We start from the raw sequence: 23,762 nt of genomic DNA, 5'->3' as shown, positions 1-23,762 counted from the left end.
CGTTTCCCGTTTCGCCTGTCTATGCATTCATGGTATAAAGCAACCCGGACCAGATTTGTGAATTCTCGAATGAACCGTGGTTTCTATACCATCATGGCGGCGCAGTTCTTCTCGTCGCTGGCGGATAACGCGCTCCTGTTTGTGGCGATCAGCCTGCTCGTCGCAATGGACGCGCCGGCATCGCTGACGCCGTTGCTGAAGCTGTCATTCGTGCTGTTCTACGTCTTGCTCGCCGCTTTCGTGGGCGCCTTCGCCGATGCGCTGCCCAAGGGGCGCGTGATGTTCATCGCGAACATCATCAAGGTCTTCGGCTGTGCGCTGATGTTCTTCACCATCCATCCCCTGATCTCGTATGCCGTGGTCGGCTTCGGCGCGGCCGTGTATTCGCCCGCCAAGTACGGCATCCTGACCGAACTGCTGCCGCCCGAAAAACTCGTGCCCGCCAATGGCTGGATCGAGGGACTGACCGTGATGTCGATCATCCTCGGCACCGTGCTCGGCGGCACGCTGGTGAGCGAGCGCGGCACGGCCTTCCTGCTGTCGTTCGAGGCTTTCGCGAACCTGGGCATCACGACCGGCGCCGAAGCGGCGATGGCGGTGGTGGTCGGCATCTATATCCTGGCCGCCCTGTTCAACCTGCGCATTCCGGACACCGGCGCCCGCTACGAGCACCAGGAACGCAATCCGGCCAAGCTGATCGCCGATTTCGCCAACTGCTCGGCCACCTTGTGGCGCGACAAGCTGGGCCAGATTTCGCTGGCAGTGACGACGCTGTTCTGGGGCGCCGGCGCCACCCTGCAATTCATCGTGCTGAAATGGGCCGAGCGCTCGCTCGGCATGCCGCTGGACAAGGCCACGAACCTGATCGGCGTGGTCGCGATCGGCGTGGCGCTGGGCGCGGCGATGGCGGCGCGCATGATTCCGCTGCGCAAGTCGCTGACCGTGATCCCGATGGGCATCATCATGGGCCTGGTCGTGACCAGCATGGTGTTCGTGCACTCGGTGACGGTGGCCTACCCGCTGCTGGCCCTGATCGGTTTCCTGTCGGGCTTCTTCGTGGTGCCGATGAACGCGCTGCTGCAGCACCGCGGCCACGTGCTGATGAGCGCTGGCCACTCGATCGCGGTGCAGAACTTCAACGAGAACCTGTCGATCCTGGTCATGCTGGCCGCCTACGCGGTCATGATCACCCTGAACCTGGATCTGGACATCATCATCGTCATCTTCGGCCTGTCGGTCGCCGGCATCATGCTCCTGATCCAGCGCCGCCACACCCTCAACCAGCGCGAACACGACTCGCTCGGCCTGATCGGCGAAGGCAAACACTGACCCCAGCCCCCAATGAGGGTCAGTGTCGAATTGTTTGACAACGTTTCGCGCCAGCCATTGCTCGGTGCGCGATCAAGTAAGCTGATTACCACAAGCACTTGCGCGGACAGCGCACTCTGACCCCAATTACCCGCCGGCGCGGGAAATTGCTCAATAAATCGACTCTGACCCTAATTATTTTGCAAGAAAATATGGGGAAGTTTGGCAGTTCATTGTCGGTACATTCCGCTGCGGCTCAGCATCCTCCGCACTTATTGCCATCCCTCCACTTAAACTGATCCGACCAGCAAAAAAATAATGAGGGTCAGAGTCGATTTATTGGACAATTCCTCAAAGTTGTCAAACAATTCGACTCCGACCCTCATTGTTTACTGTCGAGTCGGCCACCTGGGAAGGGAGGACTCGGGGGTGAATTACCGGGGGTTCCGGAAAGTTGTCAAACAATTCGACTCTGACCCTCATTGGAGGGGTGGCGGGGGTCAGGCTGGCTTGGCCAGCCGCGCTTGTGCGGCGCGTGAGCGCCAGTCGTTGGGGACGATGAAGCCGCGGTCGACTTCTTCGATGAATTCGTCTTGGCGGCGCATGGTCGCGACCAGGACGGGTGTGTTGGGGGATGCGAACTGCGTCGCCAGGGCGGCGGCGAGTTGGGGACGGGTCATCAGTGGCACTGCCGGCTGCGCGCGCAATGGGGCGAGCCACTGGAGCTTGGGCAGGATCAGGAAATCCTCGCCGGGGACTGCGTCCAGTTCGTCGAGCGCGCACCAGAAGCCGCGGCAGTGGGCGGACGTGATGCCCTGCATCGCCGGCCAACTGCCGGACGGGTAGAACAGCCAGCCCTTGATGAGGGCTTGGGCCTGGGTCACGGGGAGCGGCAGCAGCGCCTGTGCCGCGGGGTGCTCGCCCAGCGCCAGCTGGCGCTCGAAGACCTTGCGCATCTTGAGGCCCAGGGTATCGGCCAGGTTGGGGCCGACCAGGGCGTCGAATTCGTTCGATCCGCCGCCATCGAGCAGGTAGAACTTGGTGGCGAATTCGATGTGCGTCAGCGCCTCGGGGCCGCGCTCGAGCAGGAAGTCGAATTCGCCTATCGTGTCGTTGCGGCTGGCGCGCACCTGCAGGCCGTGGCGCACCAAACGGCCCTGCTCGGCAAAATAAAAGGCCATCAACTTTTCGGCGTACAGCCCGAGCCGGGTGTACGTCTTGTCGCCCAGGGCCGCGTCGAGTCTGGCGGGGTCCTGGTCGAGTCGGGCCAGCCAGTCGGCCACGTCTTGCGTGACGGGGCCAAGTGTGGCGATGCGGCCGACCCACTCAGGCGCGGCCGCATCGAGCAGGTCGGGCGAGTCGAGCAGCCAGGCCAGTGCGCGCACCCGGTCCTGCCGCAGGTGACCCCAGCGGCAGTGAAAGCCGGCCTGGTAACTAGCCGCGCGGTCCAAGGGATCGCGCCCGGCACAGGTCGGCCCAGGCCAGCGCCTTGTTTTCGCTGCGCAGCAGCAGTTCGCCCGGATGCAGCGTCGCCACCAGCGGCGTTTCGCCAAGACGATGGACCTCGCCGCGGGCGCCGGCCAGCGGCTCTTGCAGCGCGCGGCCCAGCAGGCCGTTGGTCGCGACCTGGCCCAGGGTCAGCACGGTCGTGGCCCCGGTCAGCGCCAGCTCGCGTTCGACGAAGGGACGGCAGGCGGCGATCTCGCCCGGCGTCGGCGCGCGGTCGCCGCCTTTCGCGTTCAGCGGCCGGCATTTGACCAGCGGCGTGACATAGACATCGCGCTCGCGCGCCAGACCGACCGCGTGCAGCATATTGTCGAGCAGCTTGCCGGCGTCGCCCGTGAGCGGCTGGCCGGCCTCTTCGTCGAGCGCGCTCGGGGTGCCGGCGGCGATCAGCCAGCGCGCCTGGCGCGGACCGGCGCCGTACACCGGCTTGCGGCCCTCGCCGCAGGCGCAATCCTTGCAAGCGACGATCACCTGGCGCAGCCCGGCCCAGTCCAGATGAGCGACGTCGGGCGCCACCGGTTCGGGCGCGGCGCTGTCGTCCCAGGCCGAGTCGTCGGCAACCGGCGGCGGATTGCGGTAAGGCGGCGCGGACAGCGGCGTGTGGACGCGCGCGGCCGGTGCCGGCTCAGATGCAGGCGCAGGTGCAGCAACTGGCGCCACTGCAGGCGCGGCGGCTTCCGGCGCCGCCTCGACGACGGCCGCTTCGGCCACCGGATCCGCCTCGGACTGCGGCACATCGCGCAGCTGCCACAGCGGGCCGATGCCCATCTCGGCCAGGAACAGCGCATCGCGCTGGCTCGTGTTCTTCATAAATCCAGCCTCATCACGATCGCATCCTCGCGGCTTGCCGGGCCGGCCGGATAATAGCCCTTGCGGCGGCCGATATGGACATAGCCATGGCGCCGATACACGTCCAGCGCCCGTTCATTCGACGGCCGCACCTCGAGCAGGATCGAGGTCATGCCCTGGCTGCGCGCGCGCGCCGCGACCTCGTCGAGCAGGCGCCGGCCCAGGCCCTGGCGCTGGCGCTTGCCGGCCACGGCGACGTCGAGCAGGTGCGCCTCGTCGAGCGCGTACATCAGCAGATAGTAGCCGGCCAGCTCGCCGGCCGCATCGCGCACGGTCCAGCAATCGTAGCCGCTGACCACGGAATCGACGAAGTTACCGCGGCTCCAGGGATAGGGAAAGACGCCGCACTCCAGCGCCCATACCTCGTCCACGTCGGCCGCCGTCATCGGGGCCAGACGCAAGCCGGTGCCTTCCAGCTCCCTCATGCGCCAGCCTTGGCCTGATTGATCGCCTGACGCTCGGCGCTCGTATAAGCGACCTTGTTGCGCAGGTAGATCGGCTGGGCCTGGGCCGCAGGTACGCCCTGCCCCGCCGCCAGCGCGGCGCGCGCCAGCAGCGCCAGCTCGCGCGCATGCGGCACGATGTCGGGCAGCGCGGCTTGTGCAAACGGCTTGTCGGCGAAGGCGTCGGCATACTCTGCGAAGCCATTACCGCAAGCTTGCAGGCCCTCTGCCGCGAGCGGCGCCACGTCCTGCGGCGCCGACAGGGTCGGCGCCACTACTTCGCTCCAGCCACCATCGAGGAACCGGTACTGAGCCCAGTACACCTCGCCCATGCGTGCGTCGAGCACGGCCAGCACCTGATCGGCGCCGGTGGCGGCGCGGCAGGCTTCGGCCATCGCTTCCAGCGTCACCAGCGGCAGCACAGGCAGTTTGGCGCCATAGGCCAGGCCCTGGGCCACGCCGCAAGCCGTGCGCACGCCGGTGAAGGAGCCGGGACCGGCGCCGAAAGCGACGGCGTCGCAGTCGGCCAGCGCGATGCCGGCCTCGTTCAACAACTCCTGCACCATGGGCAGGACCGATTGCGAGTGGCTGCGCACGCCGGGGGTCGAGCGCACGATGACATTGTCCCCGACCAGCAGCGCGCAGGACGCCAGCTCGGCCGAGGTTTCGATAGCAAGGATGGTAGACATGTCGCTATTTTAACCTCTCGGCCCGGCGCCTTCCATGGTGGCGCCGCGAATCGCCATCGCAGTGCAACACGATTAAAAAGTCGCTGTACAATGCCGCACATGCAGAGCCTGACCCTCGACTCCACCACCCGCGACGCCGTCGCCGCCGCCGTCCATGGCGATGGCTGGACCATTGCCTGCCTGTGCGCCGCCTGGTGCGGCACCTGCGCCACCTATCGCGCCACCTTCGAAGAGCTGGCGCTGCGCCACCCGGACAAGCAGTTCGTCTGGATCGACATCGAAGACCAGGCCGACCTGGTGGGCGACCTCGACGTCGATAATTTCCCGACCCTGCTGCTGCAGCGCGGCGGCACGGTCGCCTTCTTTGGCACCATGGTGCCGGACGGCGGCGTGGCCGATCGGCTGATCCAGGCCCAGGCCGAGCAGAGCGATGCCGAATTGGCGCGCCTGGCGCAGTCGAGCGAAGAACGCCGGACCTGGCAAGAGGAATCCAATCTGCGCGTGCTGCTCGGCGCGCCGGACTGACTCCGTCCTGATCGACTCAAGCGTCAAAGCTGTCCCTGCGCCAGCAGTTCGCGCGTGCGCTTGAGCGTCGACAGCAAGGCGCTGCGGTAGCCGTTCTCGCCATCCATCCAGGCCTGCTCGGCCTGTTCTTCCGCGCCGCCCGGCGCCTTGTCACGCAAACCCAGGTAGCAGTAGAAGCGCAGCTGCAGCGCGCCCTCGGCATCCTCGAACAGTTCATTGACGATGACGCCTTCGCGCGGGCCCGAGGCCTGGAAGAAGGACACCTTGCGCTCCACTTCGAAGCCGATGATTTCGCGCAGGTCCTGGCCTGCGATCGTGGCCTCGCGCACGATGTGCGTCGCGCTCTCTTCCGCCACGTCGGAGCGGGTGCACAGGCCCGGCGGCAGGAACAGGCGTGCGTCGCGCGCCTTGCGCACCAGGCCGGCCCAGGCCTGGGCGCGGGTCAACGGGGTTTCGCCTTGCGGGTTCACGGGGACGGTGGCGGTCGAATAAATCATGGCGTTCTCCTTGGTGGGCTGATGTTGAGAGGGTGATGTCGGCTGACACTTCGTATGCTACGCATCCCACACACGGTCCGAAAGCCGTTATATTTGGACACCCTGTCTCAATGGTGGAACACATGGACTTGCTTGCGCTTGCCGATTTCAATCTCGTCGCCCGCCACGGCGGCTTTGGCCGCGCCGCGCGCGCCAGCGGCCGGCCGAAGGCCACCCTGTCGCGCCGGGTGGCCGAACTGGAGGCCGGCCTCGGCCTGCGCCTGCTCGAACGGGGCGCGCGCACGCTCAAGTTGACCCAGGAGGGGCTGGCGCTGCACGAGCGCACCCGGGTCTTGCTGGCCGAGATCGACGCGACAGCCGAGGCGATCGCGTCGGGTGCGGACCGCCCGCGTGGCCGCCTGCGCATCAGCGCGCCGCTGCTGTTCTCGCAGCTCGCGATGGGCAAGCTGGCCGCCGGCTTCGCCCTGCGTTATCCCGACGTGAAGCTCGAGATCACGACCGAAGACCGCAGTGTCGACATGGTCGAGGAAGGCTATGACCTGGCAATCCGGGTCGATCCTGATCCGGACGAGCAGCTCGTCGGGCGCATCTTTCTGCGCGACCGGCTGGTGGTGGTGGCCGATCCCGGCGTGGCGCGCCCGAGGGAAGGAAAGCCGGCGCCGGCCGTCGTGCGCGGTGCGGGCGACAGCGCATGGAAGCTGCTCCCGGATACCGGCACTGGCACGACCTGCATGATGGTCGACCCCGTCCTGACACTGTCGTCGCTCATCATGGTACGCGATGCGGTGCGCGCCGGCGTCGGCGCCGGGCGTCTGCCGCTGTCGCTCGTCAGCCACGACCTGGCCGCCGGCACCCTCGTGCACTGGGGCGATGTGGATGCGCCGGAGGTCGCCCTGTGGGCGTTGTATCCTTCGCGGCGCCTGCTCGGCGCCAGGGTGTCGGCCTTTCTCGACTACCTCAAGGAAGCGTTCCCGAAAGGGACGCCGGACGAACTGGCGGCCTGCATCGCCGGCGGCCGCTAGCGATCAAGCCAACTTCAAAGGCAGGCTGCGCAGGCGCTTGCCGGTCAGCTTGAACACCCCCGCCGCCACCGCCGGCGCCACCGGCGGCACGGCTGGCTCGCCCACGCCTTCCGGATGCGCGCTGCTGGCCATCACGATGGTTTCCACATGCGGCACCTGCCCCATGCGCGGCAGCGGATAGTCGCCGAAGTTCGACTGCTGGATCTTCCCAGCCTCGATCGTGATCTCGCCGGCCAGCGCCGCCGACAGCCCAAACACCACGCCCGACTCGACCTGCTGGGCCACGATATTCGGATTGACCGCCAGGCCGCAATCGATCGCGCACACCACCCGGTGCACGCGAATTTCTCCATCCGCGACCGACACCTCGGCCACCTGGGCCACCGTGCTGCCGAACGAGCGGTGCAGCGCCACGCCGTGCGCGCGTCCCGCCGGCGCCTGGCCGGCAGCGGCCACCGCCGCATCGAGCACCGCCAGCGCGCGCGGCTGGCCCGCCAGCAGGGTGCGCCGCAAGGCCACCGGATCCTGTCCGCCGGCGTGCGCCACCTCGTCCAGGAACGACTCCTTGAAGAAGGCATTGTGCGAATGCCCGACCGAGCGCCAGTAGCCGATCGGCACCTGGCTGTCCACGATCACGTGCGCCACGCGCTGGTTCGGGATCGCATATTGATGGTCGTACTCGCCCTCGGCGGTGGTCTTGTCCGGCCCCACGCCCGGCAGACCCAGGCTGCGTTCCACGTACTGGTGGCCGACGGAGCCGCTCGCCGATCGGTTATCCCAGGCCAGGATGGCGCCGTCCTCGTCCAGCTGGGCGGTGAAGCGCGCCAGCGCCGCCGGCCGGTAGACGTCGTGCATCGTGTCCTGCTCGCGGGTCCAGATCAGCTGCACCGGCTGGCCGCCCGTGGCCCTGGCGACGGCCACCGCCTGCGCCACCATGTCGACTTCGAGCCGGCGCCCGAAGCCGCCGCCCAGCAGCATGACCTCGATCGCCACGTCCTCGCGCGCCACCCCGGCCACGCGCGCGGCGCAGTCGACCGCGATGCTTGGCACCTGGGTCGAGGCCCACAGCCGCACCTTGCCGTGCGCCACCTGGGCGGTGCAGTTCACCGGCTCCAGCGCCGCATGCGCCAAAAACGGCGCGCGGTATTCGGCTTGCAGCGTGCGCACGGCGCCCGCGACCTCTTGCGCACCCGTCTCGTGATAGACGTAGCCGCGCTCCTCATCGAGCGCGCGCGCCAGGCCGGCCAGGACGGCGGCGCTCGACAGCGTCGCACCCTCGCCCGGCTGCCAGGTGACCGGCAGGGCCTGGGCCGCCTGGCGCGCCTGCCACCAGGTCGACGCCACCACCGCCACGCCGGCTCCGGCGCCGGTGCGGCCCTCGAGCGCGGACGAAACGTCGACCACGGCCAGCACGCCCGGCATGCGGCGCACCGCGTCGGCGTCGAACGCCGCGACCGTGGCGCCGATCGTCGGCGCCATCGTCAGGGCCGCGTACACCATTCCGGCCGGGCGCGCATCGATGCCGAAGCGCGCGCTGCCGTCGGACTTGGCGCGGCTGTCCAGGCGCGGCAATGGCTTGCCGATCAGGCGGAAATGTTTCGGTTCCTTCAGGCGCACGTCGCGCGCGGTAAGACCGCCGCCAGCCTGCGCCGCCAGCCCGGCCAGCGCGCCATAACCGGCGCTGCGGCCGTCGGCGCGGATCACGAAGCCGTCCGCGGTGCGGCAATCATCCACCCGCGCGCCCCACTCCTGCGCAGCCGCCTTCACCAGCATCGCGCGCGCCACCGCGCCCGCTTCGCGCATCGGCAGCCAGGCATCGCGCACGCTGCTCGAGCCGCCGGTGAACATGATGCCCAGCTCGCGGCCGATCTTGGCCATCAGCCACTGGGCGCCCTGGGCCGTACGGCCGCCGTCGTCCGGGTGGAACGGCAGGTTTTCGCTCAGCACCGTGACGTTGGCATAGATCTTGTCGATCGGCGGTGCGATGACGCGCACCGCGTCCAGGCCGATGTCGAGTTCCTCGGCCAACAGCATCGGCAGCGCCGTGTGCACGCCCTGCCCCATTTCGCTGCGCGGCACCACCACCGACACCGTGCCGTCGGGCGCGAGCGCGACCCAGCCATTGAGCGCGACCTCGTCGCCGGCCAGCGCCAGCGGGCGCGAAGGATGCAGGCGCTGGCGCGGCGGCTGCGCGCCCCAGCCGATCAGCAGCGCGCCGCCGGCGGCCAGGCCGGCCAGCAGGAAGTTGCGGCGGCCGGGTGCAGGCATATTTTTACGCATCGTGCGTCACTCCCCAGCGCGCCAGGATCTCGTCGTGCGCGAGCGGCTTGCCATACAAATAGCCCTGGGCGAGGTTGCAGCCGTGGCGCAGCAAAAACGCGGCCTGGTCCTCGCGCTCGACGCCTTCGGCGATCACCGACAGGTTCATGCTCTTGCCGAGCTGGATGATGGCGATCGCGATCGCCTCGTCGTCCGGATCCTGCGGGATGTCCTTGATGAAGCTGCGGTCGATCTTGAGGGTCTGCACCGGCAGCTGCTTCAGGTAGGCCAGCGACGAATACCCGGTGCCGAAGTCGTCGATCGCAAGGCACACACCGATCGCGTGCAGGTCGTTCACGTACTGCAGCGCGTCGCCCGTGTTCATGATCACCGATTCCGTCACCTCGAGCTGCAGCCGATGCGGCGCCAGGCCGGTGTCCTGCAAGACCCCGGCCACGGCCGCCGCCATGCCGCCGCGCTCGAACTGGCGCACCGACAGGTTGACGGCGATCTTCGGCACCGACAGGCCGTGCGCTTCCCAGGCCACCATCTGGCGGCAGGCTTCCTGCAGCACCCACTGGCCCAGCTGGCCGATGAAGCCGGTGTCCTCGGCCAGCGGGATGAAACTGCTCGGCGCGACCTGCCCCAGTTCGGGACTGTTCCAGCGCAGCAGGGCCTCGACCCCGATCAGGCGGCCGCTGTCGATCTCGACCTGCGGCTGGTAGGCCAGATGGATCTCGTGCTTGTCGATCGCGCGCCGCAGCAACGCCTCCATGCGCAGGCGCAGCTCGCCGTCGCCGCTCATCGCCGGTGCGTAGAACCGGTAGCCGTTGCGGCCGCGCGCCTTGGCCTGGTACATCGCCACGTCGGCATTGCGGATCAGGATGTGCATGTCGCGCCCGTCCTGCGGATACAGGCTGATGCCGGCGCTGCCGGTGACGAACAGCTCGTAGCCCGAGACGTCGAAGGGCTGCTCGAACATCGCCATCAGCTTGTCGGCCACGCGCGTGGCGCCACGCACGCCGTCGACGTCTTCCAGCAGCACGATGAATTCGTCGCCGCCCAGGCGGGCCAGGGTGTCGCCTTCGCGCAGGCAGCGCGACAGCGCCAGCGCCGCCTGCTTGAGCAACTCGTCGCCCACGTGGTGGCCGAGCGTGTCGTTGACGTTCTTGAAGCGGTCGAGGTCGATGAACATCACCGCCAGCTGCTCGTCGTCGCGTTCGGCGCGCGCCATCGCGTGGCGCAGGCGGTCGTGGTACAGCAGGCGGTTGGGCAGCGCGGTCAGCGCATCGTGGTGGGCCAGGTGGTCGAGCTGGATCTGCGATTCGCGCTCGCGCGTGATGTCGCTGAACACGCATACATAGTGGGTGGTGGCGCCATCGTCGTCGCGCACCGCCGACACCGTGAGCGCTTCCAGGTAGGCTTCGCCGCCCTTGCGCGTGTCCCAGATCTCGCCGCGCCAGAAGCCGGATACGGCGAGCTCGCGCCACAGTTCCTGGTACAGGGCGGGATCGTTGCGGGTGCCGGCTTGGGCGTGGGAGGACAGGCTCGACGTGCGCCCCAGGGCCTCCTGCTCGGCATAGCCGGTGATGCGGGTGAAGGCCGGATTGGTGGCCACGATCCGGCCATGCACGTCGAGCACCATCACGCCGTCGGCGATGTGTTCCAGCACATTGGCCGACAGGCGCAGCTTTTCCTCGGCCAGCTTGCGTTCGGTGATGTCGGCGAACACCCAGATGCTGCCCTCGTTGGCGCGGTTCGGCTCCAGCGCACAGCCGCTCATCAGGCACCAGAACAGGCTGCCGTCGCGGTGGCGCAGCTGGCGCTCCTCGCCCAGGTCCATGCTTTTCTCGAGCAGCGGATACTGTTCGACGCCGATGCGTTCGTAGTCTGCCTGGTTGGGATACAGGATCGCGGTCGACTGCCCCACCATCTCGCCTTCGCCGTAGCCGAACAGCTCTTCGCAGCGGCGGTTGCTGGAGACGATGCGGCGCTGGCGCACGAACAGCACGCCGAACATGACGTTGTCCAGGATCGCGCCCTGCTCGGCCAGCAGCGCCTCGATGCGCATCTCGTCGTGGCGGCGCTCGCTGATGTCCGAGATGATGCCGTCCACCCGCACGCCATCCGGCCCATGCAGCGCCGGATCCCAGGCGGCCTGCGGCTGGCCGTGCTCCTGCACCCAGCGCTCGATGCCGTGGGCGTCGACGATCCGGTATTCCATCTCGAAGGCGGCGCCCGACAGGGCTGCGTCGCGCACGGTGCGGTGGTAGGCGCGCCGGTCTTCCGGATGGACGATGGCGGCCCAGTCCTCGGTGGTGGCGCACATGAAGCGCGCCGACGGGTAGCCGGTGATCTTCTCGATCTCGTCGCTGACGAATTCGATCGCCCCGCCCGCCCGCGCGCGATAGACGGCGCCCGGGACCTGGGTCACGATGGTGCGGAACTGTTCCTCGCGGCGCGCGACGTCGGCGAACAGGTCGCGGATCGCCAGGCGCATGCGCTCCATCTGCTCGCCCAGCCGCCCCAGCTCGTCGTGGGCCGACAGCGCCAGCGGGGTCTCGAAGTCGCCGCGCGCCAGGCGGTCCGAAAAGCGCATCAGCTGGCGCAGGGGCGACAGCAGGCGGCGCCGCAGCAGCAGCGCGATCAGGAGCAGCGACACCGCCAGTTGCAGCGCCAGCACCAGCGCGTAATTGCCCTGCAACGTGTCGTTCAGGCTTGCGCCTGCGTACTGCTGCAGGCCGACCAGCAGGTAGCTGCCGACCACGGCGGGGGCCAGCAGGCCGGCGAACACCACCAGCAGCAGTGCACCGTAAAGCGAACGGCCGTACAGCGAACGCAGGCGGGACGGGGTGCGGGCAACGGGACTCGACATGGACGCGGGACTGTCGGGCGAGCCCGATGCATAAAGGATTGCCAGATTATGCACAGTTGCTTGCCGGGAGTCACTAACTATGCGGATGACACCGTCGGCGGCGCGCGACAGGACTTGCTATGATGGGGCGATTCTTACATAGGAGAACCAGATGAGCCATTCCCTGTATGCCGCTTCGGTGCCGGTGTTCCGCCAGTTGCTGGGCAGCCTGGCCGCCGTGCTCGAAAAAGCCGAGGCCCACGCCCAGGAACGCCGCATCGAGCCGGACGCCCTGCTGCAGGCGCGCCTCTATCCCGACATGTTCCCGCTGGCCAAACAAATCCAGATTGCCACCGACTTCGCCAAGGGCGCCAGTGCGCGCCTGGCCGGGGTCGAGCCGCCGCGCTACGAGGATGGCGAGCGCAGCTTCGCCGAGCTGCAGCAGCGCATCAGCAAGACGCTGGGCTTCATCGACAGCCTGGAACAAGCGGACGTGGAAGCCGGCGCCACCCGCGCCATCACCCACGGCAGCGGCGAGCGGGCCCGCCATTTCGACGACGGCGCGCACTACCTGACCCACTTCGCGTTGCCGCAATTCTTCTTCCACGTGACGACGGCCTACGCGATCCTGCGCCACAACGGCGTCCCGATCGGCAAGAAGGATTTCATCGGGGCCTATTGACAGGCTCCAGGGCAGTTAACTTGATTAACTGTTCCGGCGCGGATAACCCTGCGCCAGGATGCGCTGCCACACGACTTCCTTCGCGGCAGCGTCCATCGACACCCAGTGGGCGACTTCTGCGACCGTGCGGCCGCAGCCGCGGCACACCTCGTCGAAGGTGGTCGAGCACACCGCCACGCACGGGGTATCGGGACGTTCGGCCGGCGCCGGTGCCGCCCGCGCCACTGCGGCGCTGTCTTCAGGCCGGGCCGACATCGAGCTTGTCCCAGCCTTCGTGGCCGAGCTTTTCCATGGTCGCGATATTCTTTTCGAAGATCTCTTCCGCTTCCGGGAAGGCGTCGACCGCGCGCGCGATGCTGTCCTCGCGCAGCAGGTGCAGGATCGGGTACGGCGCGCGGTTGGTGTAGTTCGCGATGTCGTTGGCGTCGCTGTCCGCGAACTGGTAATCAGGGTGGAAAGAAGCCACCTGCAACTCACCGTCGAGCTGCATGTCCTCGACCGCGACGTCGGCCACGTCCAGGAATTCGTTGTAGTCCTCGAAATCGTTCAGCACGAAGGGGTGGATCAGCAAGGTCGTGTCGATCTGCTCGGGGCTGGTATCGGACAGGCGCTGCAACTCGTCCATCAAGGTCTCAAGCAATTGCTCGGGCGTGGTGGCGTTTGAGACGACGTAGCGCACCTGCTCCTTGACATGGACCGACTTGGCGAAGGGACAGAGATTGAGGCCGATGACGGCGCGCTCCAGCCACTTGCGGGTGGCGGCGACGATGGCGTCATCGTCGGCGTTCAGATTGGGGGTGCTCATGGTGAAACTTTCGAAAGCAAAGTGAACGGCAAAGACTGGATTGTACGCACTCTTTGCGCCCACTCATAGTTCGACCCCGCCACGGCGCTAAGGTTTGCCAGACGCGACCATTATCCGAGATGGGTCGGACAAAAAGCGCCCTGCTCGGCAATATCCGTGATATGTGCGGCATCTTCCGTTTTCATGATGCCAACGGATGACATCTATCCTTCGATTTGAATTGTAACGACAGCGACTTAATTCTTGACTGACTCGACAATTGATACGTACACTGCCCTCTTGTCCTGTCCGTTCGTTCCTGGACGCAACACTGGAAGCGCCTCACATGAAGCCCATGCACGACACCAAACGTTCCATCTTCACCCTGGCTGCGCTGGCCCTCCTGGCGGCAGCACCGCTCTGCCAGGCGATGGACGCGGCCCCGGCTTCTGGCGCCCACGCCGCTTCCAGCTACGAACGCCCGGCGCTGTCGCCATCGACAATGAAACTGGATGCCGACGAATACCGCGAGACCGACGTCTGGGGCCGCATCCGCAGCGGCTATGCGATTCCCGACCTGAACAATGCCCTGGTGGCGCGCCACGCCCAGGCCTATGCGGCGCACCCGGGCAACCTGTCGCGCATTTCCGGGCGCGCCTCGCCTTATCTGTACCACGTGGTGTCGGAGCTGGAAAAACGCGGCATGCCGACCGAACTGGCGCTGCTGCCGGTGATCGAATCGGCTTTCAATCCGCAAGCCATGTCGAGCGCCAACGCCGCCGGCCTGTGGCAGTTCGTGCCGGGCACCGGCAAGGATTTCGACCTGCGCCAGAATATGTTCAAGGACGAACGGCGCGGCGTGGTCGCCTCGACCGACGCCGCCCTCTCCTATCTGCAGCGCCTGTACACGATGTTCGGCGACTGGCCGCTGGCCCTGGCGGCGTATAACTGGGGCGAGGGCAATGTCCAGCGCGCCATCAAGAAAAACCAGGAACTGGGCAAGCCGACCGACTTCGACAGCCTGGCCGAGCTGATGCCGGCCGAGACCCGCAACTACGTGCCGAAGCTGCAGGCGGTCAAGAACGTGGTGGCCAATCCATCGCAGTACGGCGTCACCCTGCCGGCGATCGACAACCAGCCTTATTTCACCACGGTCGACAAGACCAGCGACATCGACCTGGCCATCGCGGCCCAACTGGCCGAAATGTCGCTCGACGAATTCAAGGCGCTCAATCCGCAATTCAAGAAGCCGGTGATCATCGGCGGCGAGCGCACCAAGATCCTGCTGCCGACCGAGAACGCCGAGAAATTCCACATCAACCTGGCGCAATGGGGCCATGCGCTGTCGACCTGGACCACGCACAGGATCACCGGCGCCCGCGTGACCATCGCCCAGCTGGCCTCGAAGTTCGGCACCACGCCCGAAGTCATCCGCCAGGCCAACAATATCCCGCCACAATCGCGCCTGAAAGCCGGCTCGACGATCCTGGTGCCGAAGACCTCGGCCTCGAGCCATGGCGACATCGCCGAGAACATCATCGAGAACGCCGTCGTCGCCTTCGAGGCCGACCGCGGCAAGGCCAAGCGCAATGCCTCGCGCGTCAAGGCCAAGGCCGCGAGCAGCAAGACCGGCAAGCGCATCGCCCGCAATACCTCGTCGGCGCGCAAGCAGCGCTGATGTTGCTGTGCAGCATTAGCTGCACAGTTTTGTTCACCGTCGTGCAAAGAATCGGAAAAACCTGTATAGTTCCGTTTGTGCGCTGCGACATCGCGCCCGCTCGATACGATCTCCAGGAGATTCGATGAGCCGGCAGCAACAGCGTTAGCAGTACAACCAGCAGCTACGCAAACCCCAGGCAGCTCGACATAGAGCGCCTTTCCAAAGCCTCCCGCCTTGTGTGTCGTTTCCAGACACCGTCCCGGCGCAAAGCTTTTGTGCCGAAATTTCTTTCACTACTAAGTCATTTCGTTTGTCGGTTCGCGTTGCATTTTTACGTTCGCGCCACATGTGCGAACGCATGATTTATTTCGAAAGTAAGAACACATGAGTTTTGAAGCACTTGGCCTGCACGCGTCCATCGTCCAGGCAGTCGTCGACAGCGGCTACACCACCCCGACCCCGGTCCAGGCGCAAGCCGTCCCTGCAGCCATCGCCGGCCGCGACCTGCTGGTGTCCTCGCAAACCGGTTCGGGCAAGACCGCGGCCTTCATGCTGCCGGCCCTGCATCGCCTGGCCAACGCCGAGCCTACCCCGGTCGGCAAGACCCCTGCGCAAGAAGCGCAGGCTGCCAAGGCACGCGGCGAGCGCGTCCGTTTCAAGCCGGCGCAACCAAAGATGCTGGTCCTGACCCCGACCCGCGAACTGGCACTGCAAGTGACCAGCAACACCGACAAGTATACGGCCCATATGCGCCGCGTGCGCTGCGTCTCGATCCTGGGCGGCATGCCGTACCCGAAGCAGATGCAACTGCTGGCCAAGAATCCTGAAATCCTGGTCGCCACCCCGGGCCGCCTGATCGACCATATGGACTCGGGCAAGATCGACTTCTCGCAGCTCGAGATCCTGGTGCTGGACGAAGCCGACCGCATGCTCGACATGGGCTTCATCGACGACATCGAGAAGATCGTCGCCGCTACCCCGTCGACCCGCCAGACCATGCTGTTCTCGGCAACCCTGGAAGGCGTCGTGGGCAATATGGCCCGTCGCATCACCACCGATCCGATGACGATCCAGATCGCCAGCGCCGGCAACCGCCACGAGAACATCGTGCAGCGCGTGCACTTTGTCGACGACCTGTCGCACAAGAACCGCCTGCTCGACCACCTGCTGCGCGACGAGTCGATGGACCAGGCCGTGGTGTTCACCGCCACCAAGCGTGACGCCGACATGATCGCCGACCGCCTGAACATCGCCGGCTTCGCCGCCGCCGCACTGCATGGCGACATGCACCAGGGCGCCCGTAACCGCACGCTCGACGGCATGCGCCGCGGCAGCGTGCGCGTGCTGGTGGCCACCGACGTCGCCGCGCGCGGCATCGACGTGCCAAGCATCACCCACGTGGTGAACTACGACCTGCCGAAGTTCCCGGAAGACTACGTGCACCGTATCGGCCGTACCGGCCGCGCCGGCCGCAACGGCACCGCGATCTCGCTGGTCAACCACGCCGAGAACATGAACATCCGTCGCATCGAACGCTTCACCCGCCAGCCGATTCCGGTCAATGTGGTCGAAGGTTTCGAGCCGAAGCGCAGCGCGGCGCCACGCACGGCAGCGCGTCCGGGCTGGAAGCCGGGCGACGGCCGCAATGCCGCCAAGCCGGCACAGCGCGGCTTCGGCAAGCCGACCGGCCCGCGTGAAGGCGGTTACGCCGACCGCGCGCCACGCGAAGGCTTCGCGGCGCGTCCGCAGGGCGACCGCCCTGCCGGCGAGAGCCGTTACGCCGACCGTGGCCCGCGCGAAGGTTACGCGCCGCGTCCACAAGGCGACCGTCCGGCCGCCGACCGTGCGCCACGCGACGGCAACCGCTTCGGCGGACCGCGCGAAGGCCAGGGCCAGCGCCGCGAAGGCGGCTACAAGGGCGCCCACCCGCGCTCGATGGACGGCGCCCGCCGTTCGTTCGGCGAGTAGTCTCCGAACGCTTAACAGCACAAACTGCAGTAACCACGTCGTCCCCGCGCAGGCGGGGACCCAAGTTTCTCGATGCGCCGATTACTTCAAGCGAAGTGGCGGCGCATATTAACTTGGGTCCCCGCCTTCGCGGGGACGACGTTTTTGGGCCAACGAAAAATTACGTCGCCAGCTTGCCGCCAAGCGCCCGCGCCGAACTTGCGCGATAATTCGACCATCAACGATCACCGGACATGCCATGAGCACCCTCGACCAACCCATCAAACTCACCTCGTTCTCGCACGGGGGCGGCTGCGGCTGCAAGATCGCGCCCGGCGTGCTGGCCGAGATCCTCAAGTCGTCCGGCGGCTTTCCGCTGCCGAAGGAGCTGATGGTCGGCATCGAGACCTCGGACGACGCCGCGGTCTACCTGCTCAATGACGAGCAGGCGCTGGTCGCCACCACCGATTTCTTCATGCCGATCGTCGACGATCCGTTCGACTTCGGCCGCATCGCCGCCACCAATGCGATCTCGGACGTGTACGCGATGGGCGGGACCCCGATCATGGCGCTGGCCCTGGTCGGCATGCCGATCAACAAGCTGCCGCTCGAGACCATCGGCCAGATCCTGGAAGGCGGCGCATCCATCTGCCGCGAAGCCGGCATCCCGATCGCCGGCGGCCACACGATCGATTCCGTCGAGCCGATCTATGGCCTGGTGGTGATGGGCCTGGTGCACCCGTCTAAGGTCAAGAAGAACAGCGCCGCCCGCGCCGGCGACGTGCTGGTGCTGGGCAAACCGCTGGGCGTGGGCGTGCTGTCGGCCGCACTCAAGAAGGGCGTGCTGGGCGAGGACGGCTATGCGGCCATGATCGCCAACACCACCAAATTGAACAAGCCGGGCCGCCTGCTGGCCGACATGCCTGGCGTGCACGCCATGACCGACGTCACCGGCTTCGGCCTCTTGGGCCACCTGCTCGAACTCGCGCGCGGCGCCCAGCTGCATGCGCAACTCGACATGCCGGCGATCCCGCTGCTGCCCGGCGTGCTGCAACTGGCGCACGACGGCTTCTTCACCGGCGCCTCGGGACGCAACTGGGATGCCTACGGCAAGGACGTGGCGCTCGACGAGGCCCTCACCCCAGCCCAGCGCGCGCTGCTGACCGATCCACAAACCTCGGGCGGCCTGCTGGTGGCCTGCGATCCGGCCTCGGTCGACGAGGTGCTGGCCCTGTTCGCCCGCGAAGGGTTTGCGGATGCGGCGGTGGTCGGCCGCATCGACGCCGGCGCCGCCGGCGTCAGCGTTCGCGCCTGACGTATTACCGACCCGGGCGCCGCGCGGCGCCCTTCAGTCGCCACTTCCCCCGTCGCCCCCACTCTCACTGCGGCCATCGCCACGCGCAAACAGCTTGTCGCGTGCCAGCCTGCTGATCGCCACGGTGGCCGGATGGCTCATGCGGCGCTCGGTCGTGATCGCATACACCTGCTCGACCACCGACTCGACCTCGCCCAACGCGACCAGGCCGTACTGGCTGCTGACCTGGGCCGCGATCACGCTCGGCGCGAAGAACACGCCGGCGCCCGAGCGGCCGAAGGCCTGGATCATGGCGCTGTCGTCGAACTCCCCCACCACGCGCGGATGCACGTCGCAGCGCTCGAGCCAGCGCAGCAGGCGCTGGTGGATCGCAAAATCCTCGCCTGGCAGCAGCATCGGGGCATTGTGCAGGCAGGCCGGGAATGGCTGGTCGAACGCCGCCGCCAGCGCTTCGGTGCAGAAGGCCGTCATCGGGCTCTCGCCCAGCAAGTGGTTGTAGGCGCGCACGCTGAAGTGGCCCGGGATCGGGCGGTCGGCGACCACCAGGTCGAGCCGGTGCACGGCCAGGTCGGCGATCAGGCTGTCCAGCCGCCCTTCGCGGCAGATCAGCTTGACAGGGTCTTTCAGCCTGAGCGCCGGCTCGACCAGGTCGACGGCGATCAGCTTGGACACCGAATCGGCGCAACCGACGCGATAGGACGTGGTCGCGAAAGCCTGGTCGCGCACCAGCTCCAGCAGCTCGTCGCCCGTATTGAAAATGGCTTCGGCATAGCTCACGATGCGGCGCCCGGTGTCGGTCAGTTCGAGCTTGCGCCCGACGCGGCGGAACAGCTCCACGCCCAGGCTGTCGGCGAACTCGGATAGCTGGCCCGAGATCGAGTGCGGCGTCAGGTGGAGCTGTTCGGCTGCGCGCGCAATGCTGCCGGTTTTCGCTACCATCCAGAAATAACGCAGGTGTTTATAGTTGAGTGTCGACAAGGCGCTCTCGCGTAAAGATCGAAAAACTCGATGTTACATCAAACTATATTCGATTTGTACGATGTATTGGTGCGACCTATAGTGTGGTTTTTACCCATTGGAGGACTGTCATGCCCCCTCGTCTCACTGTCAGTACAAGGAGTGCCCGATGAACGGATTGGAAACCATCGCAAGTCCCATGATGTGGGCCGGCTTCGTCGGCTTCGTACTGGTCATGCTCGCACTCGACCTGTTCGTCTTCGGCGGCAACAAGGCGCATAAGGTCAGCGTCAAGGAAGCCGGCATCTGGTCGCTGGTCTGGGTCAGCCTGGCGCTGATCTTCAACGCCTGTCTGTATTTCTACCTGAAAGACACCGCCGGCCCCGAGATCGCGAGCCAGAAGTCGCTCGAGTTCTTCTCCGGTTACCTGATCGAGAAAGCGCTGTCGGTCGACAACGTCTTCGTGTTCCTGCTGATCTTTACCGCCTTCCAGGTGCCGCAGCAATACCAGCGCCGCGTCCTGATCTATGGCGTGCTGGGTGCGATCATCATGCGCGCTGTCATGATCAGCGCCGGCGCCTGGGTCGTGAGTGAATTCAGCTGGGTCCTGTACCTGTTCGGCGCCTTCCTGCTGTTCACCGGTATCCGCATGCTGGTGGCGGTCGACGAAGAGCCGGATGTGGCCAATAACCCAATCCTGAAGCTGGCGCGCAAGCACCTGCGCGTGGCCGACGGCGACCATGGCGAGAAGTTCTTCGTGCAAAAGGACGGCCTGCGTTACGTGACGCCGCTGTTCCTGGTGCTGATCCTGATCGAGGTGACCGACCTGATCTTCGCGGTGGACTCGATCCCGGCGATTTTCGCGATCACGACCGACCCGTTCATCGTGTTCACGTCGAATATGTTCGCGATTTTGGGCTTGCGTGCGCTGTACTTCCTGCTGGTCGACGTGGCTGACCGCTTCCACCTGCTCAAGTATGGCCTGGCGATGGTCCTGACCTTCATCGGCGTCAAGATGCTGATCATGCCGTGGTATCACATCCCGGTGCAGGCTTCGCTGACCGTCGTGGCAGTCCTGATCGCCGGTAGCTGCATCGCCAGCCTGATGATCAAGCCGAAAGACGAAGCAAAGTAATACATCCGAAATGATGAATAGGGTGGGCGGCTATGCCGTCCACCCTTTTTTTCAACCCCGCGCCAGCGGCGGAATATCGCACGTTGGCTTGGCCGGCGGCTCCCCGCCGCCGGACTGCCCCACCCGCTCGTACTCGGCGATCACCTGGGCTCCCAGCAGCAACAAGGTGGCCGCAATCTCCAGCGAGAACATCACCACGATCGCGGTCGTCATCGAGCCATACACCAGGTTCACCTGCGACAGGGTCGAGAAATACCAGACCAGCACGTGGCGTGCGACTTCCCACAACAGCGCCGCCGTCGCGCCGCCGATGAAGGCGTGCCAGATCGACAGCCGGCCCACCGGCATCACCAGGTAGATCGAGGTCAGCACCAGGATCTCGCCCGCCAGTCCCAGCAGATACAGCAACACCCCCGACACCCCGCCCAGCGACCACTTGTAGTTGAACAGCCATACGCTCTCGGAGCCCATCACCTGCAGCGCGCCGGCAACCAGGGTCACCACCATGATGCCGATGCCCAGCGCCAGGATGTAGCAATAAGGCAGTACGGCCGAGACCATGAAGTGGCGCCGCCGCACCGCGACCCGGTGCACGAAGATCACGCTCATCGCATTTTCCAGCACGGTAAACGCAAGTGAGCTGAAAAACAGCATGGTCAGCGCCAGCACCCAGGTCAGCAGCTGGCGGTCCTGCAGGAAGTTGGCAACCTCGGTCACGATCGGGCGCGACTGCCCCGGCACCAGCAGTTCGAGGTAGCGCCGCAAGGTGTCGAGCAATTCGTGCGGGTCGATGAAGTGAGACAGGACCACCACCACCAGCATCAGGAAGGGCACGATCGACAGCAGTGCGTAATAGGCAACGGCGCCGGCCAGCAGCAGGCCCTGGTTGGCGCGAAAGCCCTTCAACACCTGCAGGGTGAACTTGAGGGGATGCGACAGGATGTAGATATTGGCGCGCTGGTCCTTCAGGCGCGCGCGCCAGTCACGCCGCCGGCTCATCTTGCCAGCCGGATGCCGGTGAACTGCCAGCGCGCGCCGGATGGGAAGAAATTACGGTAGCTGGCGCGCGTATGGCCTTCGGGCGTGGCGCAGGACGAGCCGCGCAGCACGTACTGGTTGATCATGAACTTGCCGTTGTATTCGCCGATGGCGCCCGGCGCCGGCGCATAGCCGGGGTATGGCGCGTAGCTGCTGCCCGTCCACTGCCAGCAGGCGCCGAACATCTGCTGCAGGCCGGCGCCGCTGGCCGCCGCCGGATGATGGGTCGGCAGCCCACCCAGGCTGGCCTGGCGCGCCGCGAATTCCCATTCCGCCTCGGTCGGCAAGCGTGCGCCGCGCCAGCGCGCATAGGCGTCGGCTTCGTATAGCGAGACGTGGGTGACGGGACGCTCGGGGTCGAGCGGCTGCACGCCGTGCAGCGTGAACTCGTGCCAGCCATCGTCCTGCTCGATCCAGTACAGCGGATGCGACATCTCGCCCGAACACACCCGGTCCCAGCCCTCGGCCAGCCACAGGGCGGGGTCGCGATAGCCGCCGGCCTCGATGAACTCGCGATACTCGCCATTGGTGACGAGGCGCGAGGCCAGCGCGAACGGCGCCACATAGGTGCGGTGGCGCGGCAGCTCGTTGTCGAAGCAAAAGTCCGTGCCCTTGTGGCCGATCTCGGCCAGGCCTCCCTCGAACGGCAGCCACTCGAGCTGCGGCGCCGGCTGGGAGGCCGCCAGGGGATCGGCCGCATAGGCCGGATACAGGGGATTCTGCGCCAGCAGGTGCTTGACGTCGGTAAGCATCAGCTCCTGGTGCTGCTGCTCGTGCTGCAGGCCCAGTTCGACCAAACTCGCCAGCGCGTCGTCGATGCCGCGCGCCAGCAAGGCGTCCATGCGGCGGTCGACGTCGTGGCGGTAGGCCTTCACCTCGCCCAGTGCCGGCCGCGTGAGCAGGCCGCGCTGCGGGCGCGGATGCTTGTCGCCGACGCCGTTGTAGTAAGAATTGAAAATGACCCTGAACGCCGGGTGGAACGGCGCGAAACCCGGCTCGCGCGGCTCGAGGATGAAGGTCTCGAAGAACCAGGTGGTGTGCGCCAGGTGCCACTTGATCGGGCTGGCGTCGGGCATCGACTGCGCGCAGCAGTCTTCGTCGGACAGCGCCTCGGCAAGGTGCAGCGAACGGCCGCGCACTTCGGCGAAGATGCGCTGCAGGCCCTCGTCGCGCAGCATATTCATAGGGAAATAGCCTGTGCGTGGATCACCGCGAACCAGCGCTGGGGGTCGGTCCAGACGCGGGTCGCCTCGAAACCGGAACGCTCCAGCAGCCCGATGGCGTCGGCCTGCTGGTATTTATAGCTGTTCTCGGTATGGATGCAGTCGCCTGCTTCGAAGCGGCGCGCGCCGCCGCGCCAGTGCACCTCTTGCGCGGTGCGCGCCTCAAGGTGCATCTCGATGCGTCCGCGCGCGGCGTTGTAGAAACCGTGGTGGCGCCATTGGCGGATGTCGAAGTCGGCGTCGACCAAGCCGTTCACATGGCGCAGGATATTCAGGTTGAAGGCGGCAGTCACGCCCAGCGCGTCGTCATAGGCAGCGTCGAGCGTGGCTTTGTCCTTGGCCAGGTCGATGCCGATCAGGATGCCGCCGTCCGGCCCGCACTGCGCGCGCAGGCGCATCAGGAACTCGTGCGCCTGTTCGGGCGTGAAATTGCCGAGCGACGAGCCGGGATAGAAGAACAGGCGGCGCTCGGCGCGCACCAGCTCGGGCAGCTCGAAGCGGTTCGAGAAATCCATGCCCAGCGCTTCCATCGCGATCTGCGGGAAACGCTGGCGCAGGCGCGCCAGGGCGTCATGCGTGAATTCGCTGGAGATGTCGACCGCCACATATTGCGCCGGCTGCAGCAGCGGAAACAGCTTGGCGGCCTTGGCGCAGTTGCCGGCGCCGAGGTCGATCATGGTGGCGCCACTGCCGGCCACGCGCGCGATCTCGGCGCCATGGCGCTCGAAGATCGCCGCCTCGGTGCGGGTTGGATAATACTCGGGCAGTTCGCAGATCGCCTCGAACAGCTTGGAGCCGAGCGCGTCGTACAGGAATTTGGGCGAAATGCAGGGTTCAGCCGCGCCGAGGCCTGCGTGCAGCTCTTGTGCATCGTGGGCGTTGGCGATTGCGGAGGTGGAGGCAGCCATGGGCTTGTCCGATGTGCAGGATGTCAGCATAAGGTTTATCATTCGTGCCGCCACGCCGCACCATGCGAGATGGCATATGAGTTTAACGTCTATGTATTGCTGTTTTATCCATCATAGCGGATTCTCTATTTTTGCTGTGCGCGCCACAATTCTAGCGTGCC

The 23,762-nt window shown here is 66.3% G+C and carries 21 protein-coding genes; 8 read left to right on the top strand and 13 right to left on the bottom strand.

Translation table 11 applies throughout. From position 1 onward, the window contains the following. Positions 1-69 precede the first annotated feature (69 nt). Positions 70-1,329 (top strand): lysophospholipid transporter LplT, encoded by a 1,260-nt coding sequence (gene lplT, locus SOM61_RS19015; protein ID WP_320475527.1) that lies wholly within the window; start codon positions 70-72, stop codon positions 1,327-1,329. A 479-nt stretch (positions 1,330-1,808) separates the two neighbouring features. On the opposite strand, the gene SOM61_RS19010 is transcribed toward lplT, so the two are convergent. The 4 genes from SOM61_RS19010 to tsaB are packed head-to-tail and all read right to left on the bottom strand — an operon-like array spanning position 1,809 to position 4,795. Next, a complete protein-coding gene (locus SOM61_RS19010; protein WP_320475526.1) occupies positions 1,809-2,759 on the bottom strand; it encodes a DUF1853 family protein in 951 nt (316 codons plus the stop codon). Continuing rightward, positions 2,743-3,624, bottom strand: coding sequence for a uracil-DNA glycosylase (locus SOM61_RS19005; protein ID WP_320475525.1), 882 nt, complete (start codon positions 3,622-3,624; stop codon positions 2,743-2,745). Before SOM61_RS19005 ends, SOM61_RS19010 begins: the two co-directional genes overlap by 17 nt. After that, complete coding sequence (rimI, locus tag SOM61_RS19000) at positions 3,621-4,088, bottom strand: ribosomal protein S18-alanine N-acetyltransferase (protein ID WP_320475524.1); 468 nt, start codon at positions 4,086-4,088, stop codon at positions 3,621-3,623. Before rimI ends, SOM61_RS19005 begins: the two co-directional genes overlap by 4 nt. Beyond that, a complete protein-coding gene (tsaB, locus tag SOM61_RS18995) occupies positions 4,085-4,795 on the bottom strand; it encodes a tRNA (adenosine(37)-N6)-threonylcarbamoyltransferase complex dimerization subunit type 1 TsaB (protein WP_320475523.1) in 711 nt (236 codons plus the stop codon). The genes rimI and tsaB overlap by 4 nt, the downstream gene beginning before the upstream one ends. A 99-nt stretch (positions 4,796-4,894) precedes the next feature. Here tsaB and SOM61_RS18990 point away from each other — a divergent pair, with 99 nt between their 5' ends. Beyond that, positions 4,895-5,320 (top strand): thioredoxin family protein, encoded by a 426-nt coding sequence (locus SOM61_RS18990; protein ID WP_320475522.1) that lies wholly within the window; start codon positions 4,895-4,897, stop codon positions 5,318-5,320. A gap of 23 nt (positions 5,321-5,343) precedes the next feature. On the opposite strand, the gene SOM61_RS18985 is transcribed toward SOM61_RS18990, so the two are convergent. Then, complete coding sequence (locus tag SOM61_RS18985; RefSeq protein WP_320475521.1) at positions 5,344-5,817, bottom strand: AtaL-like protein; 474 nt, start codon at positions 5,815-5,817, stop codon at positions 5,344-5,346. Between the two features lie 122 nt (positions 5,818-5,939). On the opposite strand from SOM61_RS18985, the gene SOM61_RS18980 reads away from it, so the two are divergent. Continuing rightward, positions 5,940-6,839, top strand: coding sequence for a LysR family transcriptional regulator (locus tag SOM61_RS18980; RefSeq protein WP_320475520.1), 900 nt, complete (start codon positions 5,940-5,942; stop codon positions 6,837-6,839). 3 nt (positions 6,840-6,842) lie between these two features. On the opposite strand, the gene SOM61_RS18975 is transcribed toward SOM61_RS18980, so the two are convergent. Then, complete coding sequence (locus SOM61_RS18975) at positions 6,843-9,107, bottom strand: xanthine dehydrogenase family protein molybdopterin-binding subunit (RefSeq protein ID WP_320475519.1); 2,265 nt, start codon at positions 9,105-9,107, stop codon at positions 6,843-6,845. Positions 9,108-9,111: 4 nt separating this feature from the next. Continuing rightward, positions 9,112-11,973 carry a sensor domain-containing protein gene (locus SOM61_RS18970; RefSeq protein ID WP_320475518.1) on the bottom strand — a complete coding sequence of 954 codons (2,862 nt, stop codon included), beginning with the start codon at positions 11,971-11,973 and terminating at the stop codon, positions 9,112-9,114. Between the two features lie 151 nt (positions 11,974-12,124). Here SOM61_RS18970 and SOM61_RS18965 point away from each other — a divergent pair, with 151 nt between their 5' ends. Further along, a complete protein-coding gene (locus SOM61_RS18965) occupies positions 12,125-12,634 on the top strand; it encodes a DUF1993 domain-containing protein (protein WP_320475517.1) in 510 nt (169 codons plus the stop codon). Between the two features lie 24 nt (positions 12,635-12,658). Here SOM61_RS18965 and SOM61_RS18960 read toward each other — a convergent pair whose 3' ends face one another. Both SOM61_RS18960 and SOM61_RS18955 read right to left on the bottom strand, forming a co-directional pair. Further along, complete coding sequence (locus SOM61_RS18960) at positions 12,659-12,889, bottom strand: DUF1289 domain-containing protein (protein WP_320475516.1); 231 nt, start codon at positions 12,887-12,889, stop codon at positions 12,659-12,661. Next, positions 12,873-13,439, bottom strand: coding sequence for a DUF1415 domain-containing protein (locus tag SOM61_RS18955; protein WP_320475515.1), 567 nt, complete (start codon positions 13,437-13,439; stop codon positions 12,873-12,875). Before SOM61_RS18955 ends, SOM61_RS18960 begins: the two co-directional genes overlap by 17 nt. A gap of 325 nt (positions 13,440-13,764) precedes the next feature. Here SOM61_RS18955 and SOM61_RS18950 point away from each other — a divergent pair, with 325 nt between their 5' ends. The 3 genes from SOM61_RS18950 to selD all read left to right on the top strand — a co-directional run bounded on the left by SOM61_RS18950 (position 13,765) and on the right by selD (position 18,340). Further along, positions 13,765-15,096 (top strand): transglycosylase SLT domain-containing protein, encoded by a 1,332-nt coding sequence (locus SOM61_RS18950; RefSeq protein ID WP_320475514.1) that lies wholly within the window; start codon positions 13,765-13,767, stop codon positions 15,094-15,096. 366 nt (positions 15,097-15,462) lie between these two features. After that, a complete protein-coding gene (locus SOM61_RS18945) occupies positions 15,463-17,046 on the top strand; it encodes a DEAD/DEAH box helicase (RefSeq protein WP_320475513.1) in 1,584 nt (527 codons plus the stop codon). Between the two features lie 238 nt (positions 17,047-17,284). After that, positions 17,285-18,340 (top strand): selenide, water dikinase SelD, encoded by a 1,056-nt coding sequence (gene selD / locus SOM61_RS18940; protein ID WP_320475512.1) that lies wholly within the window; start codon positions 17,285-17,287, stop codon positions 18,338-18,340. Between the two features lie 33 nt (positions 18,341-18,373). On the opposite strand, the gene nhaR is transcribed toward selD, so the two are convergent. Further along, positions 18,374-19,318: a transcriptional activator NhaR gene (gene nhaR, locus SOM61_RS18935; protein ID WP_320475511.1), complete on the bottom strand. Its 945-nt coding sequence runs from the start codon at positions 19,316-19,318 to the stop codon at positions 18,374-18,376. Between the two features lie 148 nt (positions 19,319-19,466). Here nhaR and SOM61_RS18930 point away from each other — a divergent pair, with 148 nt between their 5' ends. Next, complete coding sequence (locus tag SOM61_RS18930) at positions 19,467-20,432, top strand: TerC family protein (protein WP_320475510.1); 966 nt, start codon at positions 19,467-19,469, stop codon at positions 20,430-20,432. Positions 20,433-20,483: 51 nt separating this feature from the next. Here SOM61_RS18930 and SOM61_RS18925 read toward each other — a convergent pair whose 3' ends face one another. From SOM61_RS18925 to egtD, 3 genes are read right to left on the bottom strand one after another with little or no spacing between them, the layout of a single operon-like run. Next, positions 20,484-21,431: a YihY/virulence factor BrkB family protein gene (locus SOM61_RS18925; protein WP_320475509.1), complete on the bottom strand. Its 948-nt coding sequence runs from the start codon at positions 21,429-21,431 to the stop codon at positions 20,484-20,486. Then, a complete protein-coding gene (egtB, locus tag SOM61_RS18920; RefSeq protein WP_320475508.1) occupies positions 21,428-22,654 on the bottom strand; it encodes an ergothioneine biosynthesis protein EgtB in 1,227 nt (408 codons plus the stop codon). Before egtB ends, SOM61_RS18925 begins: the two co-directional genes overlap by 4 nt. Next, complete coding sequence (gene egtD, locus SOM61_RS18915; protein ID WP_320475507.1) at positions 22,651-23,601, bottom strand: L-histidine N(alpha)-methyltransferase; 951 nt, start codon at positions 23,599-23,601, stop codon at positions 22,651-22,653. Before egtD ends, egtB begins: the two co-directional genes overlap by 4 nt. Between the last annotated feature and the right edge of the window lie 161 nt (positions 23,602-23,762).

It is taken from the genome of Massilia sp. CFBP9012 (assembly GCF_034045115.1).
Lineage (GTDB): Bacteria > Pseudomonadota > Gammaproteobacteria > Burkholderiales > Burkholderiaceae_D > Telluria.
Note: the sequence above shows the minus strand (reverse complement) of the source record. Positions and strands in the feature narration are given on the sequence as shown.

Coding starts and splice junctions, on each gene's coding strand:
- tsaB (WP_320475523.1), bottom strand. CDS start 4,795: ATGTCTACCATCCTTGCTATCGAAACCTCGGCCGAGCTGGCGTCCTGC.
- SOM61_RS19005 (WP_320475525.1), bottom strand. CDS start 3,624: ATGAAGAACACGAGCCAGCGCGATGCGCTGTTCCTGGCCGAGATGGGC.
- SOM61_RS18955 (WP_320475515.1), bottom strand. CDS start 13,439: ATGAGCACCCCCAATCTGAACGCCGACGATGACGCCATCGTCGCCGCC.
- SOM61_RS18925 (WP_320475509.1), bottom strand. CDS start 21,431: ATGAGCCGGCGGCGTGACTGGCGCGCGCGCCTGAAGGACCAGCGCGCC.
- SOM61_RS18950 (WP_320475514.1), top strand. CDS start 13,765: ATGAAGCCCATGCACGACACCAAACGTTCCATCTTCACCCTGGCTGCG.
- SOM61_RS18980 (WP_320475520.1), top strand. CDS start 5,940: ATGGACTTGCTTGCGCTTGCCGATTTCAATCTCGTCGCCCGCCACGGC.
- rimI (WP_320475524.1), bottom strand. CDS start 4,088: ATGAGGGAGCTGGAAGGCACCGGCTTGCGTCTGGCCCCGATGACGGCG.
- SOM61_RS18945 (WP_320475513.1), top strand. CDS start 15,463: ATGAGTTTTGAAGCACTTGGCCTGCACGCGTCCATCGTCCAGGCAGTC.
- SOM61_RS18975 (WP_320475519.1), bottom strand. CDS start 9,107: ATGCCTGCACCCGGCCGCCGCAACTTCCTGCTGGCCGGCCTGGCCGCC.
- SOM61_RS18930 (WP_320475510.1), top strand. CDS start 19,467: ATGAACGGATTGGAAACCATCGCAAGTCCCATGATGTGGGCCGGCTTC.
- egtB (WP_320475508.1), bottom strand. CDS start 22,654: ATGAATATGCTGCGCGACGAGGGCCTGCAGCGCATCTTCGCCGAAGTG.
- egtD (WP_320475507.1), bottom strand. CDS start 23,601: ATGGCTGCCTCCACCTCCGCAATCGCCAACGCCCACGATGCACAAGAG.
- selD (WP_320475512.1), top strand. CDS start 17,285: ATGAGCACCCTCGACCAACCCATCAAACTCACCTCGTTCTCGCACGGG.
- SOM61_RS18990 (WP_320475522.1), top strand. CDS start 4,895: ATGCAGAGCCTGACCCTCGACTCCACCACCCGCGACGCCGTCGCCGCC.
- SOM61_RS18970 (WP_320475518.1), bottom strand. CDS start 11,973: ATGTCGAGTCCCGTTGCCCGCACCCCGTCCCGCCTGCGTTCGCTGTAC.
- SOM61_RS18960 (WP_320475516.1), bottom strand. CDS start 12,889: ATGTCGGCCCGGCCTGAAGACAGCGCCGCAGTGGCGCGGGCGGCACCG.
- lplT (WP_320475527.1), top strand. CDS start 70: ATGAACCGTGGTTTCTATACCATCATGGCGGCGCAGTTCTTCTCGTCG.
- SOM61_RS18965 (WP_320475517.1), top strand. CDS start 12,125: ATGAGCCATTCCCTGTATGCCGCTTCGGTGCCGGTGTTCCGCCAGTTG.
- SOM61_RS18985 (WP_320475521.1), bottom strand. CDS start 5,817: ATGATTTATTCGACCGCCACCGTCCCCGTGAACCCGCAAGGCGAAACC.